The sequence below is a fragment of the Bacteroidales bacterium genome, from assembly GCA_023229505.1.
Taxonomy (GTDB): domain Bacteria; phylum Bacteroidota; class Bacteroidia; order Bacteroidales; family JAGOPY01; genus JAGOPY01.
In genome coordinates this window covers 17,532-34,801 of the sequence record JALNZD010000045.1, presented here as the reverse complement: position 1 = coordinate 34,801, position 17,270 = coordinate 17,532, and the positions used below count along the sequence as shown (strand labels likewise).

Here is a 17,270-nt window from a genome sequence, read left to right as displayed (position 1 = left end):
GGGTAATTTTTTCATCATAATTTGCAGGGTTTTGTATAAATTTACGCAAAATCCTGACACGTTCAACCATTTCAAAGAACATAAGTTATTAACAATCAATATGTTAATAACTATTAAGGATCAACTACCTAGATCCAGTGATATGGTTGCGAAGGTATGCCTGGCACAATGAAATGAAATATGCTTATGAATACCGGCCTCATTCATAATGTCTTTAAGATACCGGTTTGTAGGCTGATTGGAAAGAAATTTAAATATCTTCTGACTTCTAAATTTATGATCAGGCAATAAAGCTCTGGCTTTATCAATTATCGGTATCTTAATAGTTTTTCCAGTCTTAGACATCTGAAGCGATATCCACTGATCATTAATAAAATCAGTGCCTCTGAGTTTCTTTACATCCTCATACCTGATACCGGTATAGCAACTGAAGAGAAAGTAAGTTAATACATTTGTCAACCTGGTTGATAATGTTCCTGATCGATGCAATTGCTCGAGCTGCTGCAACTCTTCCATGATAAGAAACTCACGGTTACCTTCAATGGTTCCCTTCTTATAATCCTCGAGCGCATGTTCCTTGATTATTCCTTCATCCCTGGCATGGTTAAGAAGCGATTTAAAAACAGTAAATGTTTTAATCCTGGTGTTGGCATTATTCTTCTTAACCTCGACCAGGTAACGCTCAAATGCCTTTATAAATGCAGATGTGATATCATTGAATGTTAATCCGGGAGAAAAGTCTTTAAGCTTTGCCACCTGGCTTTTATACATCATGGTAGTGCCGGCAGCCACAATTCCCTTGTTTGATTCAATAAATTTGTTGGCAAAGACTTCAAATGACTGATTGCCATAGTTTTCATCCAGAAAGGATGAAGAGAATTTCTTAAAAGTAAATTGCTGTTCGGCCATTTCCATATCAAAGATGATCTTTGTGGCTTTTTCAAAGTACTTGATTAATAGTAAATTTTTCATCCAGTGATGCGGATCTGATTTACTAATCCGGCCAGAACTGAAATGAGAGGGTCTCAATTAAATCCCGAGTGGATAATATTCGACTTTTTTACGATAGATGATCCGGATCCGGACATTGACAGTTCCACCTTTTTTGATGTAATCTGTCTTGAGACTCAGTTTGATTGTAGGCATCATGGCGCAATGGTATTAGTAAACCATTAGTAAACAATATGGCCGACGAATGAAAACTGAAGCAAATGGGAGGAAACTCAGGTGCTTGAATGTGAAAGGATTAGACTCAATCCTTTCACATCTTACACCGTCTAAGTGGTACCAGCGGGATTTGAACCAGCGACACACGGATTTTCAGTCCGTTGCTCTACCAACTGAGCTATGGTACCAATCAAAAGGGAGGCAAAGTTAGAAATTTTTTCATAATTTGCAAATACTGAGGGAAAAAATCAGCGGTCGGCGGTCAGCGGTCGGCGGTCGAGATTGAATTGTTAGCGAAATTTCTCTGGATTTTTCATCATAGATCCAATTATCCGCCCAACTCTTTCATACTCTTCATTTAATTCATTGAAAGTGTTCTTATCCAGATAATTAAAATCATATGCCATTTTTAGCCAAACAAGGGTTTCGGAACACTCTCCATCTGCATCAGATAGTTTTGAAATAAAATGTTTTGGATAAATCCTTTTACGGTAAGCTTCTACAATGTTTACACAAATAGATCTCGATGATCGTCTTAACTGATCGGTTAAACTATATATCTCCTCCTTCGGAAATCCTTTTGAATTAATAAAAACCTTCTTTGCTAAACCATAGCTGATTTGAAAAGCCAATAATTCTTCATATTTTCCCATAAGTCTTTTATTTGTTTATCCGGTTTTTTCGGAAAAATACCCGATACTCACAAAAAATATTTCCAAACCCATACATCTAACTGCTGACCGCCGACCGCTGACCGCCGACTTAAATTCACTATCTTTGCAAACTTTAGCAGAACCGTGAACAAAAAATTAATCATCGACTTCGGGAATACCCTTCAAAAACTGGCAGTTTTCGACGGTAAGAATTTGCTTCTGAAAGAATTATTCCAGGACCTGAAGCCGGATACCTTAATTAATTTCATTGAAAAAAACGGCCCTTTCCAGGGGATTATCCTTTCGTCTGTATCAAATCATCCTTTGGCGCTGGAAAAAATTCTCTCCCGATCGGGTAAATTTATCCTGCTGAATTCGCAGACGCCTATCCCAATAAAAAACCTCTACCAGACCCCTGAGAGTTTGGGCAAGGACAGGATTGCCGCTGTTACCGGTGCCTGGTCGCTGTTCCCGGGTCATAATATACTTGCCATTGATGCCGGGACCTGCATCACTTATGATATTCTTACCAAAAACTGCGAATACCTTGGCGGTGGAATATCACCGGGAATCCGCATGCGCTTTACGGCCATGCATACTTTCACCGGAAAATTACCGTTAATTGAACCAGATGACTTTGATGGGCTTATAGGGCGTTCAACCCGTGAGTCATTACTTTCAGGTGTTTATAACGGTGTGACTGCTGAGATCAGGGAACATATCAGGCTATATCATGATAAATTTGATGAATTAACGGTCATTATTACAGGCGGCGATCATCAATTCTTGCACAATAAACTAAAAATTAACATCTTTGCAGTCCCCGATCTCGTACTGCTCGGATTGAACGAAATATTTGATTATAATGATCATGCAAGCTAAGGGAAGGCTTTTATTATTTGGGTTGATATTGCTGTTATCCACCCAAATAACTTCGGTAAAGGGGCAAATCACGATCAATTCACCTTATACCCGATACGGCCTGGGAAACCTTGTGGAAAATGGGATGGATCCGCGTATCACTGCAATGGGTGGGTTATATTACGGGTTTCAGCGGAGTAATCTCATTAATACAGCCAACCCGGCATCTTACGCCGCTTTTGATTCCGTCAGCTTTGTCTTTGATGCCGGTATTTTCGGCGTTATGACAAATCTTCAGACTGACCGGCTGACCGACCAGGGAAGTTACATTTCCCTTAGCCACCTGATGTTCGGCTTCCCGGTGACCCGCTGGTGGAGAACAAGCCTCGGCATCCTTCCTTTCAGTTATGTAGGCTATGATATTTATTATGAAGAAGAATTGGAGGGGATCACCAAGACACAGTATGTTTACCAGGGCTCCGGGGGCTTTAACCAGCTTTATTGGGGAAATGCCTTCAAGATCGGGGGAAAACTTTCCATCGGGTTTAACATGAAATATATGTTCGGTTCTATCATCCGGAGCCGTGGTATATCTTTTCCTGATTCAATCGAAATGAAGAATACTTACATCCGTGGATCCATAAGGCCAAGTGACTTTTATGGTGAAATAGGCTTTCAATATAAAACTAATCTCCCCAAAGATCTTTTTATGGTCATCGGCGGAGTATTCGGTCCTCAGGTGGAAATTAAATCTAAAGCATCATACCTGGCAACAACTTACTTCGGCGATATCAGCTCCGCCCAGTTTTATTACGACACCATCGAGGTCAGGTTGAATGAAAAGGGCAGCTTCACGCTTCCTGTCAGGATCGGTACAGGTTTTACGGTTGGCAAAGAAGGGAAATGGATAGCCGGTGCCGATTTCCTCTGGCAAAACTGGGAAAAATACAAGTACTATGGCCAGTCCGATTCCCTGCTCAACAGGTGGAACATTTCTGTCGGAGGCGAGTATATTCCCAACGCCCAAAGCAGCAATTCTTATTTACAAAAAGTAGCTTACCGGGCAGGTTTCCATTTTGGTAAAACCCCGTTGAACCTTCAGGGTAAACACCTCCAAGAATTTGGCATAAGTTTTGGAATAGGATTACCTATAAAGAAATCGAAATCAACCCTGAATCTTTCTGCAGTCTTTGGAAAAAGAGGTACTACCCAGAATGGTCTGATTCAGGAAAATTTTTTTAGATTTACAGTCGGAGTTAATGTATTTGAAAACTGGTTCTTTAAAAGCAAGTATTTTTAATTTCTTAATCCTATGAAACGAACATTTGTCGCCATCTTCTTCAGCTTATTTTTTGCTGGAATTCCTTCATCCTTATTATTCGCCCAGGATGAAGATCCGAGCGCGGGGAATAATGGAGGTCGATATGGCTCAGACAGTCTGACCTGTATAATGAATATTTCCCTTTACCGTGAATTCTTCAAACAATGGAAAGCCAGCGATTACAAGAATGAAACTGTGAATGATATTATCCCGTCATGGAGGTGGGTTTTCCTGAATTGCCCGAAAGGAACCCAGAATACTTATATCGATGGGGTAAAAATAGTTTCTTACCTGATCGAAACCGCAACGGATCCGGCTTTGAAAAATAAGTATATAGATACGCTGATGATGGTTTATAACCAACGGATCGTGTATTTTGGAAAAGAAGGTTATGTGCTTGGCAGAAAAGGGGTTGATCTGTTCTCCTACCGTCCGGAAGATACAGAACAGATTTATAAAGATTTGAAAAAATCTGCCGAACTGGAAGGGGATAACACCGCTGGACCAGTGCTGGTCTATTATATGAAGGTTGCCGTTAATATGGCTAAAGAGGGTAAAGCTGATTCGGCTGTCATTTTTGATTCTTATGATGTCGCCAGCGATATTATTGATCACAATATCAAAAAAAACGAGAGCATCCCTAAGGAAAAAGGGAACTGGGAAATTGTGCGGAATAATATCGAATTGATCCTTGAACCGTTTGCAACCTGCACCGACCTGGTATCGATTTACCGGAAAAAATTCACTGAAACCCCGGATGATGTGGAACTGCTGAAAAAAATCAACAATATTCTTGACGAAAAGAAATGCCAGAATGATCCTTTGTATTTCGAAACAACCAAGAGGTTATATGAACTTGAACCTTCCCCGGCCTCAGCTTATATGATCGGGAAAATGTTGCTTAACGAAGGGAAATATTCCGAAGCCATTGAATACCTGAAAGAAGCTGAAAAAATGGATGATCCGGCTGCCCTCCAGAAAAGTTATATATATATTGCAAAAGCTTACCGGGCTATAAATAATTTTCCGTCAGCAAGGACTTACGCACTGAAATCAGCTGCATTGAATCCGGCTGATGGTGAGCCTTACATGATGATCGGCGATATGTATGCTGAATCGGCCAAAGATTGCGGGGATAATGACCTTACTACCCGTGTTGCCTATTGGGCGGCCGTGGATAAGTACCTGAAAGTCAAACAGATTGACCCTAACCTTGCTGAAGAAGCCGATAAAAGGATCGCTGCTTATTCTATCTACTTCCCCTCTGCATCTACTATATTTTTCTACACGCTGAAAGAAGGCGATATTTATAGGGTGGAATGCTGGATAAATGAAGACACCAGAATCAGGGCCTCAAAACAATAACTTTTACCCCTTGAAAACTTTATCTCTTTTTAGGGAGAAAGCCATAACATTTTTTATTTCCGGAATTATCGCAGTTGTCTTGATCAGCACGATTCTTCCTTCATGTAAAAATGATGTGCAAACGGTCCTTTCCCTGGATGTGGTCGATACGTTACCGGAAATGACCGCCAGGGATATTGAAATCCTTTATAGCGAAAAAGCCAGGGTTCAGATTAAACTCGTCAGCCCTTACCTGGTCAACAAAACGGCAGAGGAACCCCTGCTCTTATTCCCTGAGGGTTTCACCGTATTTTTTTATGATTCCGCGATGAACCTCAGGACGATAATAACCGCAGATTATGGTATTTCATATGAGAAAAAGAAACTCATAGAAGCCAGGCACAATGTCGTGGTGGAAAACTTAGGAAAAGAAGAAAAACTAAATACGGAAGAGCTTTTCTGGGACAGGGACAAAGGGCTCATTTACTCGAATAAATTTGTCAAGATCACCAGCGGAGGGCAGGTGTATACCGGTGATGGGCTGACATCCTACCACCCATTTGATGAACTCGAGGTCAGAAATCCAAAAGGATTGATTGAAATCAAAGAGGAGCCGGCAAAATGAACAACACGGCAGCCATAATTATTACACTTGCTCTTTCGGCTTTCTTTTCGGGTATGGAAATCGCCTTTATCACTTCTAATAAGCTGAAAGTTGAACTGGACAAAGGAAAAGGGCTGCTGACCGCACGGATTATGTCTGCTTTCTATCGCGATCCTTCCCGCCTTATTGGTACTTTGTTGCTGGGCAATAATATAGCTTTGGTAATTTATGGCATCGCGATGGCCAATGTACTCGAACCCCTCTTCCTGTCTTTACTGCCGGAATACTTCCACTCAGGACTTATGATCCTGTTACTCCAGACTATCCTGGCTACCCTGATCATTCTTATTCTGGCTGAATTCCTTCCTAAAGTGCTTTTCCGGATCAATGCCAACGCGATCATTACTTTCTTCGCCGTTCCTCTTTGGATTATATATTACTTCCTGTATCCCGTTGTCTATCTTTTTACCAGTGCTTCTCAGATTATCCTGCAACGATTGCTGAAAATAAGGTTCACCAGGCAAGAGCCGGTATTTACAATCGTCGATCTGGACCAGTATATCAATGAACTGGCTAAAAATGAAGAGCAACTGGAAGATGTGCAGCAGGAAATCCAGATGTTCCAGAATATGATCGATTTCCGCAAAGTGAAACTCCGTGAAACCATGGTCCCGCGCAATGAAATGATAGCAATCGAGGAGTCAGAGGCTGTCGGGGACCTGAAGAACACCTTCATTACCCATGGCCTTTCAAGAATACCGGTTTACAGCGAAACCATTGACAATATTATCGGCTATGCGCACTCTTTCGATATGTTTAAAAATCCTCATGATATCAAATCCATCATAAAACCAATACTTTATATTCCGGAGACCATGCCGGCCAATATAGCCCTGACAAAATTCATCCGTGAAAAGAAAAATATTGCTGTTGTCGTTGATGAATTCGGCGGAACCAGCGGAATGGTGACGATGGAAGATATCATGGAAGAAATTTTCGGGGAAATCGAAGATGAATTTGATGCCGAAGAGATGATAGAAAAGCTTGTTCAACCCGGAGAATTTATTTTTTCAGCCCGTCTTGAGATCGATTATTTAAACGATAAATATAAGCTGGGACTACCTGAGTCAGAAGAATATGAAACCCTTGCCGGGCTGATCATCCACGACCATGAAAGTATCCCGGCCGAAGGGGAATCCATTCTGAATAAGCCTTTCAGGTTCGATATCCTCCAGGCAACTGAAGCGCGCATCCAACTGGTAAGGCTGACGATCGAGGAGGAATGATATGCCTTTAATTGGTCATTAGGTAGTTGTAGGGTTCACCGGCCGGTGAACCCTACAGGTGAATTTCTTCTGTCTTCTATTAAATAATATTCTAATCTTGAAACCAGAAACTTGTAACTTGAAACATTTTATGTACTTTTGCACCTCTTTTTAAAAACAATATGTTGATATGGCAGTAATTGGAACTATTCGTAAACATTCGGCATTGGCCGTTATCCTCGTTGGTGTGGCAATTGGAGCATTCATTGTCAGTGACTTGTTCACCGGAAAAAGAGGAGGAAGAAATAGTCTTCCGCCCTTGGGATCAATAGCTGGGGAAGAAATCACCGTTGCAGATTATAACCGCCGGGTTGATGATAATATAGAAATGCAACGTACCAATCAGAATAAAGAAAACCTCACCGTGCAGGAAACTTTCGATATCAGGCAAAGCACCTGGACCCAGTACCTGAATGAAATTATAATGGGAAAGGAATATGAGCGGCTGGGAATTAACGTTACTACTGAGGAGCTTTATGACCTCGTCCAAGGCCCCCGTCCTCACAACCTGATAAGGCAATATTTCCAGGACCCAAATACCAAGCAATACAGCCCCCAGATGGTCATCAACTTCCTTCAAAACCTGGATAATATGAAACCGGAGGTGAAGAAGCAATGGCTTAACCTCGAAAAATATATTAAAGAAGACCGTCTGACTCAAAAATATCAGGCACTGGTTGCTAAAGGTTACTATATGCCGGAAGCTTTTGCAAGTATGGATTATTTAAGCAAAAAAAAGAATGCTGAAATCCGTTATGTTGCCATTCGCTATACAACCTTGAAAGACGAGGATGTGGTTTTGACCGACAAAGATTATGAGGCTTATTATGAAAAAAATAAGCACCTGTATGAGCAGGAACCCTCCAGGGATCTCGATTATGTGATCTTTGAAGTCCTCCCTTCGGCTGAAGACCGCACCTTGACCCGGGAATCAGTTTACCAGATCTATGATGATTTCCGCAATACATCTGATTATATAACTTTTGTCAATTCCACTTCTGATAAGCGCTACGATAGCACATGGTTCAAAAAGGGCCAGTTGCCTGTTACGATCGATTCCCTCCTCTTCTCTTCACCGGTCGGAACCTTTGTTTCTCCTTATGAAGAGAATAATGCCTGGCACATGGCCCGGTTGATGGATATGCAAGCGCGCCCGGATTCTATGAAAGCGGAACATATACTGATTGCTTACCAGGGAGCTTACAAGGCCGCGGAAACGATAACCCGGACGAAGGAACAGGCAGGAAGACTAGCTGATAGCCTCCTGAATGTGTTGAATGCTGATAAAACCAAAATTCAGGTCCTCGCCTACCAGCTCTCTGACGATGGCTCAGCAAAAGAAAATAATGGCGACCTGGGCTGGTTTGCCGATGGAAATATGATTGGTCCGTTCAATGAAGCGGTCCTTAAAGGAAATGTGGGAGATATTGTTAAAGTCGAAACCGTTTTCGGTTTTCATGTCATTAAGATCACTGGTAAAAAAGATCCGGTAACTAAAATCAGGGCGGCTGTCATCGACCGTTCTCTTGTTCCAAGCAGCAAAACCTTCCAGGATGTCTATACCCAGGCCAGCTCTTTTGCAGGAGAAAATAATACCATGGCAAAGTTTGAAACTGCTGTGACCGATCAGGGTTTAAACAAGCGTTCTGCGACCTACCTGAGGGAAATGGGAAACAGCATCCCTGGCATCGACTACCCGCGTGAAATTGTCCGCTGGGCTTACTATGAAGGCATTAAACTCGGCGAAGTTTCCCCGGTGTTTGATGTGGGTGGATCCTATGTTGTTGCCGTCCTGACCAACATTCGCGAAAAAGGCGCCATCCCTCTTGAACAAATGAAGGAAAACATAAAGACTTTCGTGCTTAACGAGAAGAAAGCTTCCATGATCAAAGAAAAGATCAAGAGTACCGGGAGCAGCGACATCTACCAGATCGCCCGTGACTTTAACGCTAAAGTCGATACGAATCTGACCCTGACATTCTCTTCACGGAATATTCCGGGCTTTGGAAGTGAATTCCAGGTCATAGGGGAAGTTTTTGCAATGAATGAAGGAGACCAATCTGAGCCCATCCAGGGTAACGGTGCGGTATTTGTAGTGAAAGTCGACCGCTTCTATGAACCTCCCCAGGTTGCCAATTATAATCTCTACCGTGATCAACTGATCTCGACTTTCCGTTCCCGTATGAATGCAAATCCGATGTTCTCGGCATTGCAGAAGAAAGCGAAGATCGAGGATAACCGTTTGCTATTCTTTTAAAACAGTGCCAGGCGGTTTGCATCCAGCTTGATGAAAATGAAAAGCAGGATAGTAAATGCCCATAGTGAAGAGCCTCCATAGCTGAAAAATGGCAAAGGTATCCCTATCACCGGAACCAGTCCGATGGTCATTCCTATATTGACCAGGAAATGAAAGAACAGGATAGATATGACCCCATAGCCGTAAATCCGGCTGAAATCCGAGCGTTGTCGCTCGGCCATCTTCACCAGCCTGTAAAGCAGGAACACGAAAAGGACAACAACTACGGAACTCCCGACAAAACCCCACTCCTCACCCACCGTGCAGAAAATGAAATCCGTGCTTTGTTCCGGCACGAAATTATACTTGGTCTGGGTTCCCTGTAAAAAGCCCTTGCCGATCAACCCTCCTGAGCCAATGGCAATTTTCGACTGGTTAACATTGTAACCGGCTCCCTTAGGATCCGTTTCTGTACCCAGCAGGACACTTATCCTGGTTTTCTGATGCTCTTCCAATAAATTATCAAAAACATAATCCACTGTATATACAAATCCTACGGAAGCCAACCATACAATTATAATAATCCACCATCTTCTCCGGAGGAACCTGTTATTATAATAAACCAGGACAGCCAGCACAGTCAGGACTATAGTCATGATATACTGGTTGATCAAGAGGGTCATAATGAATAGGACCACAGCAATAACCCCGGAAATAAGGAAATAGCCTGAAAGGCCCTCCCTGTACAAAACCAGGATTAAAGCGATATAAACTATCGCGGATCCGGTGTCATTCTGAAATAAAATGAGAATGCCGGGAGTGAAAATGATAAGGGTGGAAATTATCTTGGCCCGAAGCCTGTTAAAGTCGGTTGCGTAAGAGCTGAGATACCTGGCCAGTGCCAGGCAGGTAGCAAATTTGGCAAACTCAGCCGGCTGTAAGGCAACACCTCCGATTTGAAACCATGACTTGGAACCTGAAATTTCAGTGCCTATACTTAAAACGGCCAACAAAATTAAAATTGACAGGGCATATATGATATAAGCAAAAGCATTGTAAACCTTCGCATCAATCAGCATGATCATGAAAGCAATTACTCCGCCGGCCAGGATCCAGATCATTTGCTTGCCATAACGCTGTGATATATCCAGGATACTGCTGTGTGTTTCATCATAAACAGAGGAATAGACACTCACCCATCCCATCAGGACCAGGATGATATAAAGCCATACCGTGATCCAGTCAATCTTCCCGTATATGTTTCTTTCCCTTGTCATTGGGGGCCTAATAAATAAGCATTTAACATCCGTTCCTCGGTTGCCTTTTGTTTTACCTCTCCTTTAAGATATTTTTCCATGATCAGGCTTGCAATAGGCGCAGCCCAGGTAGCTCCGTAGCCTGAATTTTCTACAACGCAGGCAATGGCTATTTTAGGATTATCTTTAGGGGCAAAAGCAATAAAAACCGCGTGATTTTTTCCGTGCGGATTCTGCGATGTCCCGGTTTTACCACAACACTCCACACTGTCGATCTTGTACCATCTTGCTCCGCCACCCTCATAAACCAATTCCATTCCATCAATCAGTGTCTGATAATACTCTGAAGCTATTTTAGGATAGATCTTCTTTTCAAACTTTGCGGCAGCCTGAACATCACCTTCTACAGCTTTCAATAAATGAGGCGGATGATAATACCCTCTGTTGGCTATGGTAGCAACTATATTTGCCATCTGCAGCGGGGTCTCTTCCACTTCTCCCTGGCCAATCGCAAGTGACCGTATTGTCATAGCCCTCCAGCCAGTCTTTCCATAATATTTATCATAATAAGTGTCTTTAGGAAGGTTACCATTTGCCTGGTCGACAACATCGCTTTCCAGGATAGTGCCAACTCCAAAACTCGTCACCAGGTCACGCCAGTAATTATAACTTTCCTGCATCGTGTGGAATTTATTCTGATCAAGGATGGACTTATAAACCTGCCAGAAGTAAGGATTGCATGATTGCTCGATAGCATGCAGGAGATCAAGTGGCGCCGGATGGTTGTGGCTGCATGGGATTGGTGAGGTGCTGACGCCATGGCACATATAACGCGTGTAGGTATGAAGGACACCTTCCTGCAAACCAATCAGGGTGTTCAGGGTTTTAAAGGTTGATCCGGGGGGATATTGCGCCTGCATCGCCCTGTTGAAAAGAGGCTTAAGCGTATCCTGGTTCAGCTTTGCAAAATTCTTTGAACGGACCCGGCCAACCAACAGGTTAGGATCGTAGGAAGGGCTGGATACCATGACAAGAATCTCGCCCGTCGAAGGCTCGATGGCAACAATACTGCCTCTTTTAAAACGCATTAACTTTTCCCCGTAAGCCTGGAGCTCAGCATCTATGGATATGGTAACATTTTTCCCCGCTACGGCGGCACTATCATATTTCCCATCCTGGTAACTGCCCATTTCACGGTTATGTACATCCACCAGTTTGATCTTGATCCCCTTTTTTCCCCTGAGTATGCTTTCATAAGATTTCTCAAGCCCGCTCATACCGATATAGTCGCCCATTTTGTAATAAGGATCCCGCTCAATGTCCCTGTTATTCACTTCGCCTATATAACCCAGAACATGCGCCGCAGTGGGTGAATCATACTTTCTGATAGTCCGCAATTGCACAAAAAAACCGGGAAATTTAAAAAGAACTTCATCCAGGTATCCAAAATCTTCTTTTGATAATTGCTCAAGAAAGATGGATGGTTTAAACATCGAATAATTACGGGCTTTCCTGATATTTTGCCTGACCTCTTCAACCGAAATATCCAGCAGCCGGCAAAATTCAAGCGTATCAAAAGCTGTCACCAGTTTGGGTACGATCAGCAGATCATAAGCGGCTTCATTGTAAACCATTAGCTCGCCATTCCTGTCGAAAACAACTCCCCTTGGAGGATACTGCGTAACATAACGGAGAACGTTATTATCTGCCGAAAGTTTGTATTGGACCTGGATAACCTGGAGCAGAAATAGTTTGATGATAAATGCCAGCCCCACAATAAAAAAGAGGGTGAAGAAAACAAATTTCCTGCTTTCCAAAGTTTTTTTCATAGGGTTAAATCAGGGATAAAATTTCCTGACAATGTAGGCTGTCCTTTCGAGATTACTTTCATTCAAAGCGCGATCGACAATTTTAAACTTCAGAAACAGGGTATCGAAGTCAGAGTAATAATTATAGATAAATATTGTATCAAAAATTTCCCCGGTTAGGGCTTTATTGGAACCTTTTGGGGTGAGCAAAGGGATCCTGGCGCTCAGATAAACCGTGTCAAATTGCTGGGTTTCGGAATTATAAAAAGTGAGCGGAACAGGCGTTTCAACTCCATTCCTGACTTCAAAAAAATCGATGATCAGGTTATAATAATATTTACTCCCGGGATTAAAAGGGGGAAGAGTGTCGCTTTTCTCCAACCCTATATCACCATCACCATCTGTAAATTCAAATTTCAGTATCCCCCGGTCATAAATGCTGTCCGTTTCATTAAAGATTCTTTCAAAATTCAGATAAGATATCGCCGGTTCAGGAGGGAATTCTTCAATGCGCTTGCAGGAAATAAAGGCAAGAACAGCAAGGATGGACAGAATTAAACTTATTTTTATGGGGAATTTCATGACAAATTGTTGAATATTCAAAATTAAGCAAATTTCGTTCCTGAATTTGTCAAACATCATGAACCTTGCGGAAGAAATAAGGCAATCTGTTTTTAAAATTTCAGGTGATAACGATTTTAACGATCTGGCGCTGAAAATATTCCGATTCCAATACGAAACGAATCCCGTATTTCGTGAATTGTCACAATTACTAAGAGCAGATCCTGAAAAGATCAATAATTATCTCCGGGTTCCTTTTCTTCCCATCAGCCTTTTCAGGGATCACAAAATAATTTCCGGTGATGAGAGTGGGTTCGAAAAAGTATTTACAAGCAGCGGGACTACCGGGAGTGTCCCATCCCGGCATTTTATCAGGGATTTGAAACTCTATGAAGAGAGTTTCACACGATCTTTTCAGTTTTTTTACAGTGACCCGGAAAAATACCGCTTCCTGGCGCTGTTACCGGGCTACATGGAGCGCCAGGGCTCTTCGCTGGTCTATATGCTTGATCATCTTATCCGCAAAACTGAAAGAAATGGAAGTGGCTATTTTCTGCATAATATGGATACCCTTGAAAAACATCTGCAGGAAAACCAGCCGGCCTCGGTTCAGACCATCCTTTTCGGGGCTTCATATGCTTTGATCGATTTCGCCGAACGGTTTCCAATGAATATAAGCGGGGTAACGGTAATGGAAACCGGCGGTATGAAAGGAAGAAGGAAAGAAATGATAAGGGAAGAACTTCATGAGATCCTCTGCCATAACCTGAATGTGGAAAGGGTCCATTCCGAATATGGCATGACGGAACTCCTCTCCCAGGCCTACTCTTCCGGTCATGGTATTTTCCGGGCCCCACCATGGATGAAAATCCTGATCCGGGATGTCAACGACCCGCTGCAATTTCTTCCATACGGGCAAACGGGAGGAATAAATATCATCGATCTTGCAAATCTTTATAGCTGCTCATTTATCGCTACCCGGGATTTGGGAAAACTCCATGATGACGGCTCATTTGAAGTTTTGGGAAGATTTGACGACAGCGATGTGCGAGGTTGCAACCTGATGGTAGTTTAATGCTCTTTTTTTATTTGTTCCAACAACAGTCCTATAATCCGGGCATGATCAAATCCAACTGGTGGCAGATCATCCACATTAAACCATTCAGCACTTTCTGCATCATCTCCACCAGTTGCTACAGAATTTTCCGGGGGAACAATGCCAAAAAATACAGTAGTGACTATTCTCGTCCGTGGATCACGGTCAACCTGGCTAAATGTTTTAAATTGTTTTAATTCAACATTTTTCAAGCCCGTTTCTTCCTCTAGCTCCCTGGTGGCCGTTTCTTCAAGGGTTTCATCAATCTCCATAAACCCCCCGGGCAAAGCCCACATTCCCTGGAAGGGAGGATTTTTCCGCTGGATCAGTAATATATGCAATGATTGCTTTTCATGCCGGAAGAGAGCAATATCAGCCGATACGGCCGGACGCGGATAATCGTAGGTATAGTTCAAAGTTCAAAAAAAGGGGCGGATATATTTATAAGGCACACCCTTTTGATACAAACAGATAATATAATCAGGCGCACCAGGAATATCAAAGACACTTTTCTCATTTCGGTATTGATCGGTTAACCGGGCTGCAAGCTCTTCGTATAAAATTTTCTCCGTATTGAAAGGGATATCGTTAACATTAGCTTCGTCTGATGTTTCCATCATCCTGCGGAGCAGATATTTACCGGCAATAGCCCTTGTATCAAAAGGAATGTCATTGACATAAGCCTCCTCTGCGAAGTCTGGCTCTTTTATAGAATAAATATCATTGATCGGTTTGCCAATATTTGGCGAAGCGAGGCCGAAAATCAACAAAAAAGAAAGAATTAACGATTTCATGGCTTTAATTATTTATGATTCAGGAATGCCATATTCTTTTCATAAAGTGTGCCAGAAATTGCATCTACTTATGTATCAACATTATACGATGATAATTTGGAGGGAATAAAAATAAGATTGGTGTACATATAACGAACAAAAATGTACGGCTTCGTACATTTTTTATCAGGGATTTTTCCCGCCGATTATGATAACGAATTCACCTTTGACCGGATGATCCTTGTAATACCGGACTAATTCAGGCAATGTACCGCGGACAGTTTCTTCAAAAACCTTGGTGAGCTCACGTGAAACGCTTGCCGGGCGGTCAGGTCCGAAAAAAACGGCAAGTTCTTCAAGGGCTTTCAGTATGCGGTGGGTCGATTCATAGAGGATAATGGTGCAATCGGCTTCAACCAGGGCTTCCAGGCGGGTTTTACGACCCTTCCTGACCGGCAGGAATCCTTCGAACAAAAAATGGTCGCAAGGCAGCCCTGAATTGACAAGGGCTGGGACAAAAGCCGTGGCACCGGGCAGGCATTCTACCTCGACGCCGTTCCGGATGCATTCACGCACTAATAAAAACCCCGGATCAGAGATTCCTGGTGTACCTGCATCGGTCACCAATGCAATGTTTTCCCCATGTACTATCCGCTCAACGATCCCTTTGACCGCTTTATGTTCATTGAACTGATGGTGGGGGCTCATTTTCACGCTGATCTCGTAATGCTTCAGCAGGATTCCGGTTTTGCGGGTATCTTCGGTAAGGATGAGATCGACCCCTTTCAGCACATCAAGAGCCCTGAGGGTAATGTCGCGGATGTTGCCTATGGGCGTAGGCACAAGGTAAAGCTTAGCCATATTATCCTTAAAATTTTCTCCTGACCAGTTCTACAAATTTCTTTACGGTGGGCGATTCGCTGTCCCAGTTATAAACGATCTTCAGGTCAAGCAACAGCAGGTCGGCCTGCGCCATGGTGGAGCCTGCATTCAATTTCTGAATGGCTTCATCGTAGATACGCATGTTGCCTTCAAAAAGTTCATTGATAAACAGAAACTTATCATTGATCCCGATGGTTGTCCGCAAATCGACGATCTTGTTCTCCTGGAGCTTATCGGCGATCCGTTTATCCTTTCCTTCGCGTAAACGGTCGGCCAGTGTATTGCCAGCTCCTTCCGAGAACAGGTCGATAGTGATCCGCTGGTATTTTTCATGAGGTTGGTTATGATCCTGTTCTGCTTCGTACCCGGAGGCTGACGTCTCTGGTGCGGGCGGTTCCGGTGCAGGCGGCTCATAAGAAGTAACGGGTGTTTCGGGAGTGACGGGTTCGTATTTCTCAACAGGTGGGGATACTTTTATCGGCTCCTCTTCGGATGCCGGCTCCATGCTGATGATGTTGGGTGAAAGACGAACCGGGGCAATGGGTTCTTCAACAGGTTCAGGAATTTCTTCCTGAAGATTATCCTCAATAACCGGCGCCGGCGGTGGGATAACCTTCGAAGTTTCAGGCTGTGGAGCCGGCTTCGGGATCCCAATACCCATGTTCTCCTGCTGCAGGTTCAGGAGAAGCTCGTACAGGTCGCGAATACTGGTCATTAAGAGATCGACCTCAATAATGGGGATTTTTCCTTCATATTCTTTTATGATCGAGAACTGCTCCTGGATGACTTCCAGCTTTTCGTCAATAAGTCCTTTGATGATCTTTTTGTCCATTTACCGATAATTTTAACAGATGGTCCGTCTTCAATTCAGGCAACTTCGTATTCAACCTTGGAGGGATTAGGCATATGCTTTGAAGCATTTAGTATTTCAATGCCTACAATTGAACCATCATTTGAATAATCAATAATGATCCCGGATTTATACTCATCGCTCTCCTTGACCTCTTCCTGACTCAAGGTGATGTATAAAATATCGACCTGTTTATCATATTTTACCTTCATAATACTTTTTAATTTTAGATGTTTTATAAGCTGTTACCACCAGCCCTGGTTCTTTTTCGAAATTTACAAAAGCACGAATGAGGTAAGGTTCTCCTTCATCATTATATCTTACAGACTGATAAATCTTCATGTTTTCAAAATGAATAATTTCGCCAGGATTTGTAATCACTCCCAAAACTATTTCTTCACTTAATCCCCTCTCGCTCATTTGATCCAAAGCATGTTTTGAGAAAATAAATGCCATCACCTGAATTAGTTTTTACAAATTTAGTGCATTTATAGATGCCTGATTAAACATGACGTATTTCGTGCAACTTTATT

At 42.7% G+C, this 17,270-nt stretch carries 18 protein-coding genes and 1 tRNA gene; 7 read left to right on the top strand and 12 right to left on the bottom strand.

Features of this window, described 5'->3' with window-relative positions; genetic code table 11:
* Window positions 1–120 precede the first annotated feature (120 nt).
* The 3 genes from M0Q51_13960 to M0Q51_13950 all read right to left on the bottom strand — a co-directional run bounded on the left by M0Q51_13960 (window position 121) and on the right by M0Q51_13950 (window position 1,820).
* Window positions 121–972, bottom strand: coding sequence for a site-specific integrase (locus M0Q51_13960; protein ID MCK9401081.1), 852 nt, complete (start codon window positions 970–972; stop codon window positions 121–123).
* 310 nt (window positions 973–1,282) lie between these two features.
* Window positions 1,283–1,355, bottom strand: a tRNA-Phe gene (locus tag M0Q51_13955).
* A gap of 102 nt (window positions 1,356–1,457) precedes the next feature.
* Window positions 1,458–1,820: a four helix bundle protein gene (locus tag M0Q51_13950; protein ID MCK9401080.1), complete on the bottom strand. Its 363-nt coding sequence runs from the start codon at window positions 1,818–1,820 to the stop codon at window positions 1,458–1,460.
* Between the two features lie 144 nt (window positions 1,821–1,964).
* Between M0Q51_13950 and M0Q51_13945 the strand changes: the two genes are divergently transcribed.
* From M0Q51_13945 to M0Q51_13920, 6 genes are all read left to right on the top strand, one after another.
* On the top strand, window positions 1,965–2,702 hold the full coding sequence (locus M0Q51_13945; protein ID MCK9401079.1) for a type III pantothenate kinase: 738 nt from the start codon (window positions 1,965–1,967) through the stop codon (window positions 2,700–2,702).
* A complete protein-coding gene (locus M0Q51_13940) occupies window positions 2,692–3,981 on the top strand; it encodes a hypothetical protein (GenBank protein ID MCK9401078.1) in 1,290 nt (429 codons plus the stop codon). The genes M0Q51_13945 and M0Q51_13940 overlap by 11 nt, the downstream gene beginning before the upstream one ends.
* A 12-nt stretch (window positions 3,982–3,993) precedes the next feature.
* Entirely contained in the window at window positions 3,994–5,367 is a 1,374-nt protein-coding gene (locus M0Q51_13935) for a hypothetical protein (protein ID MCK9401077.1), read from the top strand.
* Between the two features lie 10 nt (window positions 5,368–5,377).
* A complete protein-coding gene (gene lptC / locus M0Q51_13930; GenBank protein ID MCK9401076.1) occupies window positions 5,378–5,971 on the top strand; it encodes an LPS export ABC transporter periplasmic protein LptC in 594 nt (197 codons plus the stop codon).
* Window positions 5,968–7,236, top strand: coding sequence for a hemolysin family protein (locus M0Q51_13925; protein MCK9401075.1), 1,269 nt, complete (start codon window positions 5,968–5,970; stop codon window positions 7,234–7,236). Before lptC ends, M0Q51_13925 begins: the two co-directional genes overlap by 4 nt.
* A 169-nt stretch (window positions 7,237–7,405) precedes the next feature.
* Entirely contained in the window at window positions 7,406–9,532 is a 2,127-nt protein-coding gene (locus M0Q51_13920) for a peptidylprolyl isomerase (protein ID MCK9401074.1), read from the top strand.
* Here M0Q51_13920 and rodA read toward each other — a convergent pair.
* The 3 genes from rodA to M0Q51_13905 are packed head-to-tail and all read right to left on the bottom strand — an operon-like array spanning window position 9,529 to window position 13,157.
* Window positions 9,529–10,788 carry a rod shape-determining protein RodA gene (rodA, locus tag M0Q51_13915; GenBank protein ID MCK9401073.1) on the bottom strand — a complete coding sequence of 420 codons (1,260 nt, stop codon included), beginning with the start codon at window positions 10,786–10,788 and terminating at the stop codon, window positions 9,529–9,531. The two genes, M0Q51_13920 and rodA, sit on opposite strands and share 4 nt — an antisense overlap.
* The gene (mrdA, locus tag M0Q51_13910) at window positions 10,785–12,596 is read right to left on the bottom strand and encodes a penicillin-binding protein 2 (protein ID MCK9401072.1); all 1,812 of its coding nucleotides are present in this window, start codon (window positions 12,594–12,596) and stop codon (window positions 10,785–10,787) included. Before mrdA ends, rodA begins: the two co-directional genes overlap by 4 nt.
* Before the next feature lie 9 nt (window positions 12,597–12,605).
* Complete coding sequence (locus tag M0Q51_13905) at window positions 12,606–13,157, bottom strand: hypothetical protein (GenBank protein ID MCK9401071.1); 552 nt, start codon at window positions 13,155–13,157, stop codon at window positions 12,606–12,608.
* Between the two features lie 58 nt (window positions 13,158–13,215).
* On the opposite strand from M0Q51_13905, the gene M0Q51_13900 reads away from it, so the two are divergent.
* Window positions 13,216–14,211 carry an acyltransferase gene (locus M0Q51_13900; protein ID MCK9401070.1) on the top strand — a complete coding sequence of 332 codons (996 nt, stop codon included), beginning with the start codon at window positions 13,216–13,218 and terminating at the stop codon, window positions 14,209–14,211.
* Here M0Q51_13900 and M0Q51_13895 read toward each other — a convergent pair.
* The 6 genes from M0Q51_13895 to M0Q51_13870 all read right to left on the bottom strand — a co-directional run bounded on the left by M0Q51_13895 (window position 14,208) and on the right by M0Q51_13870 (window position 17,193).
* Window positions 14,208–14,648, bottom strand: a complete 441-nt coding sequence (locus M0Q51_13895) for an NUDIX hydrolase (GenBank protein ID MCK9401069.1) — start codon at window positions 14,646–14,648, stop codon at window positions 14,208–14,210. The two genes, M0Q51_13900 and M0Q51_13895, sit on opposite strands and share 4 nt — an antisense overlap.
* Window positions 14,649–14,651: 3 nt before the next feature.
* Window positions 14,652–15,026, bottom strand: a complete 375-nt coding sequence (locus M0Q51_13890) for a hypothetical protein (GenBank protein MCK9401068.1) — start codon at window positions 15,024–15,026, stop codon at window positions 14,652–14,654.
* Window positions 15,027–15,191: 165 nt separating this feature from the next.
* The gene (rsmI, locus tag M0Q51_13885) at window positions 15,192–15,866 is read right to left on the bottom strand and encodes a 16S rRNA (cytidine(1402)-2'-O)-methyltransferase (GenBank protein ID MCK9401067.1); all 675 of its coding nucleotides are present in this window, start codon (window positions 15,864–15,866) and stop codon (window positions 15,192–15,194) included.
* 7 nt (window positions 15,867–15,873) lie between these two features.
* Window positions 15,874–16,719 (bottom strand): hypothetical protein, encoded by an 846-nt coding sequence (locus tag M0Q51_13880; protein MCK9401066.1) that lies wholly within the window; start codon window positions 16,717–16,719, stop codon window positions 15,874–15,876.
* 35 nt (window positions 16,720–16,754) lie between these two features.
* On the bottom strand, window positions 16,755–16,949 hold the full coding sequence (locus M0Q51_13875; GenBank protein ID MCK9401065.1) for a DUF2283 domain-containing protein: 195 nt from the start codon (window positions 16,947–16,949) through the stop codon (window positions 16,755–16,757).
* Window positions 16,933–17,193: a DUF4258 domain-containing protein gene (locus M0Q51_13870; protein ID MCK9401064.1), complete on the bottom strand. Its 261-nt coding sequence runs from the start codon at window positions 17,191–17,193 to the stop codon at window positions 16,933–16,935. The genes M0Q51_13875 and M0Q51_13870 overlap by 17 nt, the downstream gene beginning before the upstream one ends.
* Window positions 17,194–17,270: the final 77 nt, after the last annotated feature.

Coding starts and splice junctions, on each gene's coding strand:
- M0Q51_13950 (MCK9401080.1), bottom strand. CDS start 1,820: ATGGGAAAATATGAAGAATTATTGGCTTTTCAAATCAGCTATGGTTTA.
- M0Q51_13900 (MCK9401070.1), top strand. CDS start 13,216: ATGAACCTTGCGGAAGAAATAAGGCAATCTGTTTTTAAAATTTCAGGT.
- rsmI (MCK9401067.1), bottom strand. CDS start 15,866: ATGGCTAAGCTTTACCTTGTGCCTACGCCCATAGGCAACATCCGCGAC.
- M0Q51_13875 (MCK9401065.1), bottom strand. CDS start 16,949: ATGAAGGTAAAATATGATAAACAGGTCGATATTTTATACATCACCTTG.
- M0Q51_13935 (MCK9401077.1), top strand. CDS start 3,994: ATGAAACGAACATTTGTCGCCATCTTCTTCAGCTTATTTTTTGCTGGA.
- M0Q51_13960 (MCK9401081.1), bottom strand. CDS start 972: ATGAAAAATTTACTATTAATCAAGTACTTTGAAAAAGCCACAAAGATC.
- M0Q51_13905 (MCK9401071.1), bottom strand. CDS start 13,157: ATGAAATTCCCCATAAAAATAAGTTTAATTCTGTCCATCCTTGCTGTT.
- M0Q51_13925 (MCK9401075.1), top strand. CDS start 5,968: ATGAACAACACGGCAGCCATAATTATTACACTTGCTCTTTCGGCTTTC.
- M0Q51_13890 (MCK9401068.1), bottom strand. CDS start 15,026: ATGAAATCGTTAATTCTTTCTTTTTTGTTGATTTTCGGCCTCGCTTCG.
- M0Q51_13870 (MCK9401064.1), bottom strand. CDS start 17,193: ATGGCATTTATTTTCTCAAAACATGCTTTGGATCAAATGAGCGAGAGG.
- M0Q51_13940 (MCK9401078.1), top strand. CDS start 2,692: ATGCAAGCTAAGGGAAGGCTTTTATTATTTGGGTTGATATTGCTGTTA.
- mrdA (MCK9401072.1), bottom strand. CDS start 12,596: ATGAAAAAAACTTTGGAAAGCAGGAAATTTGTTTTCTTCACCCTCTTT.
- rodA (MCK9401073.1), bottom strand. CDS start 10,788: ATGACAAGGGAAAGAAACATATACGGGAAGATTGACTGGATCACGGTA.
- M0Q51_13880 (MCK9401066.1), bottom strand. CDS start 16,719: ATGGACAAAAAGATCATCAAAGGACTTATTGACGAAAAGCTGGAAGTC.
- M0Q51_13920 (MCK9401074.1), top strand. CDS start 7,406: ATGGCAGTAATTGGAACTATTCGTAAACATTCGGCATTGGCCGTTATC.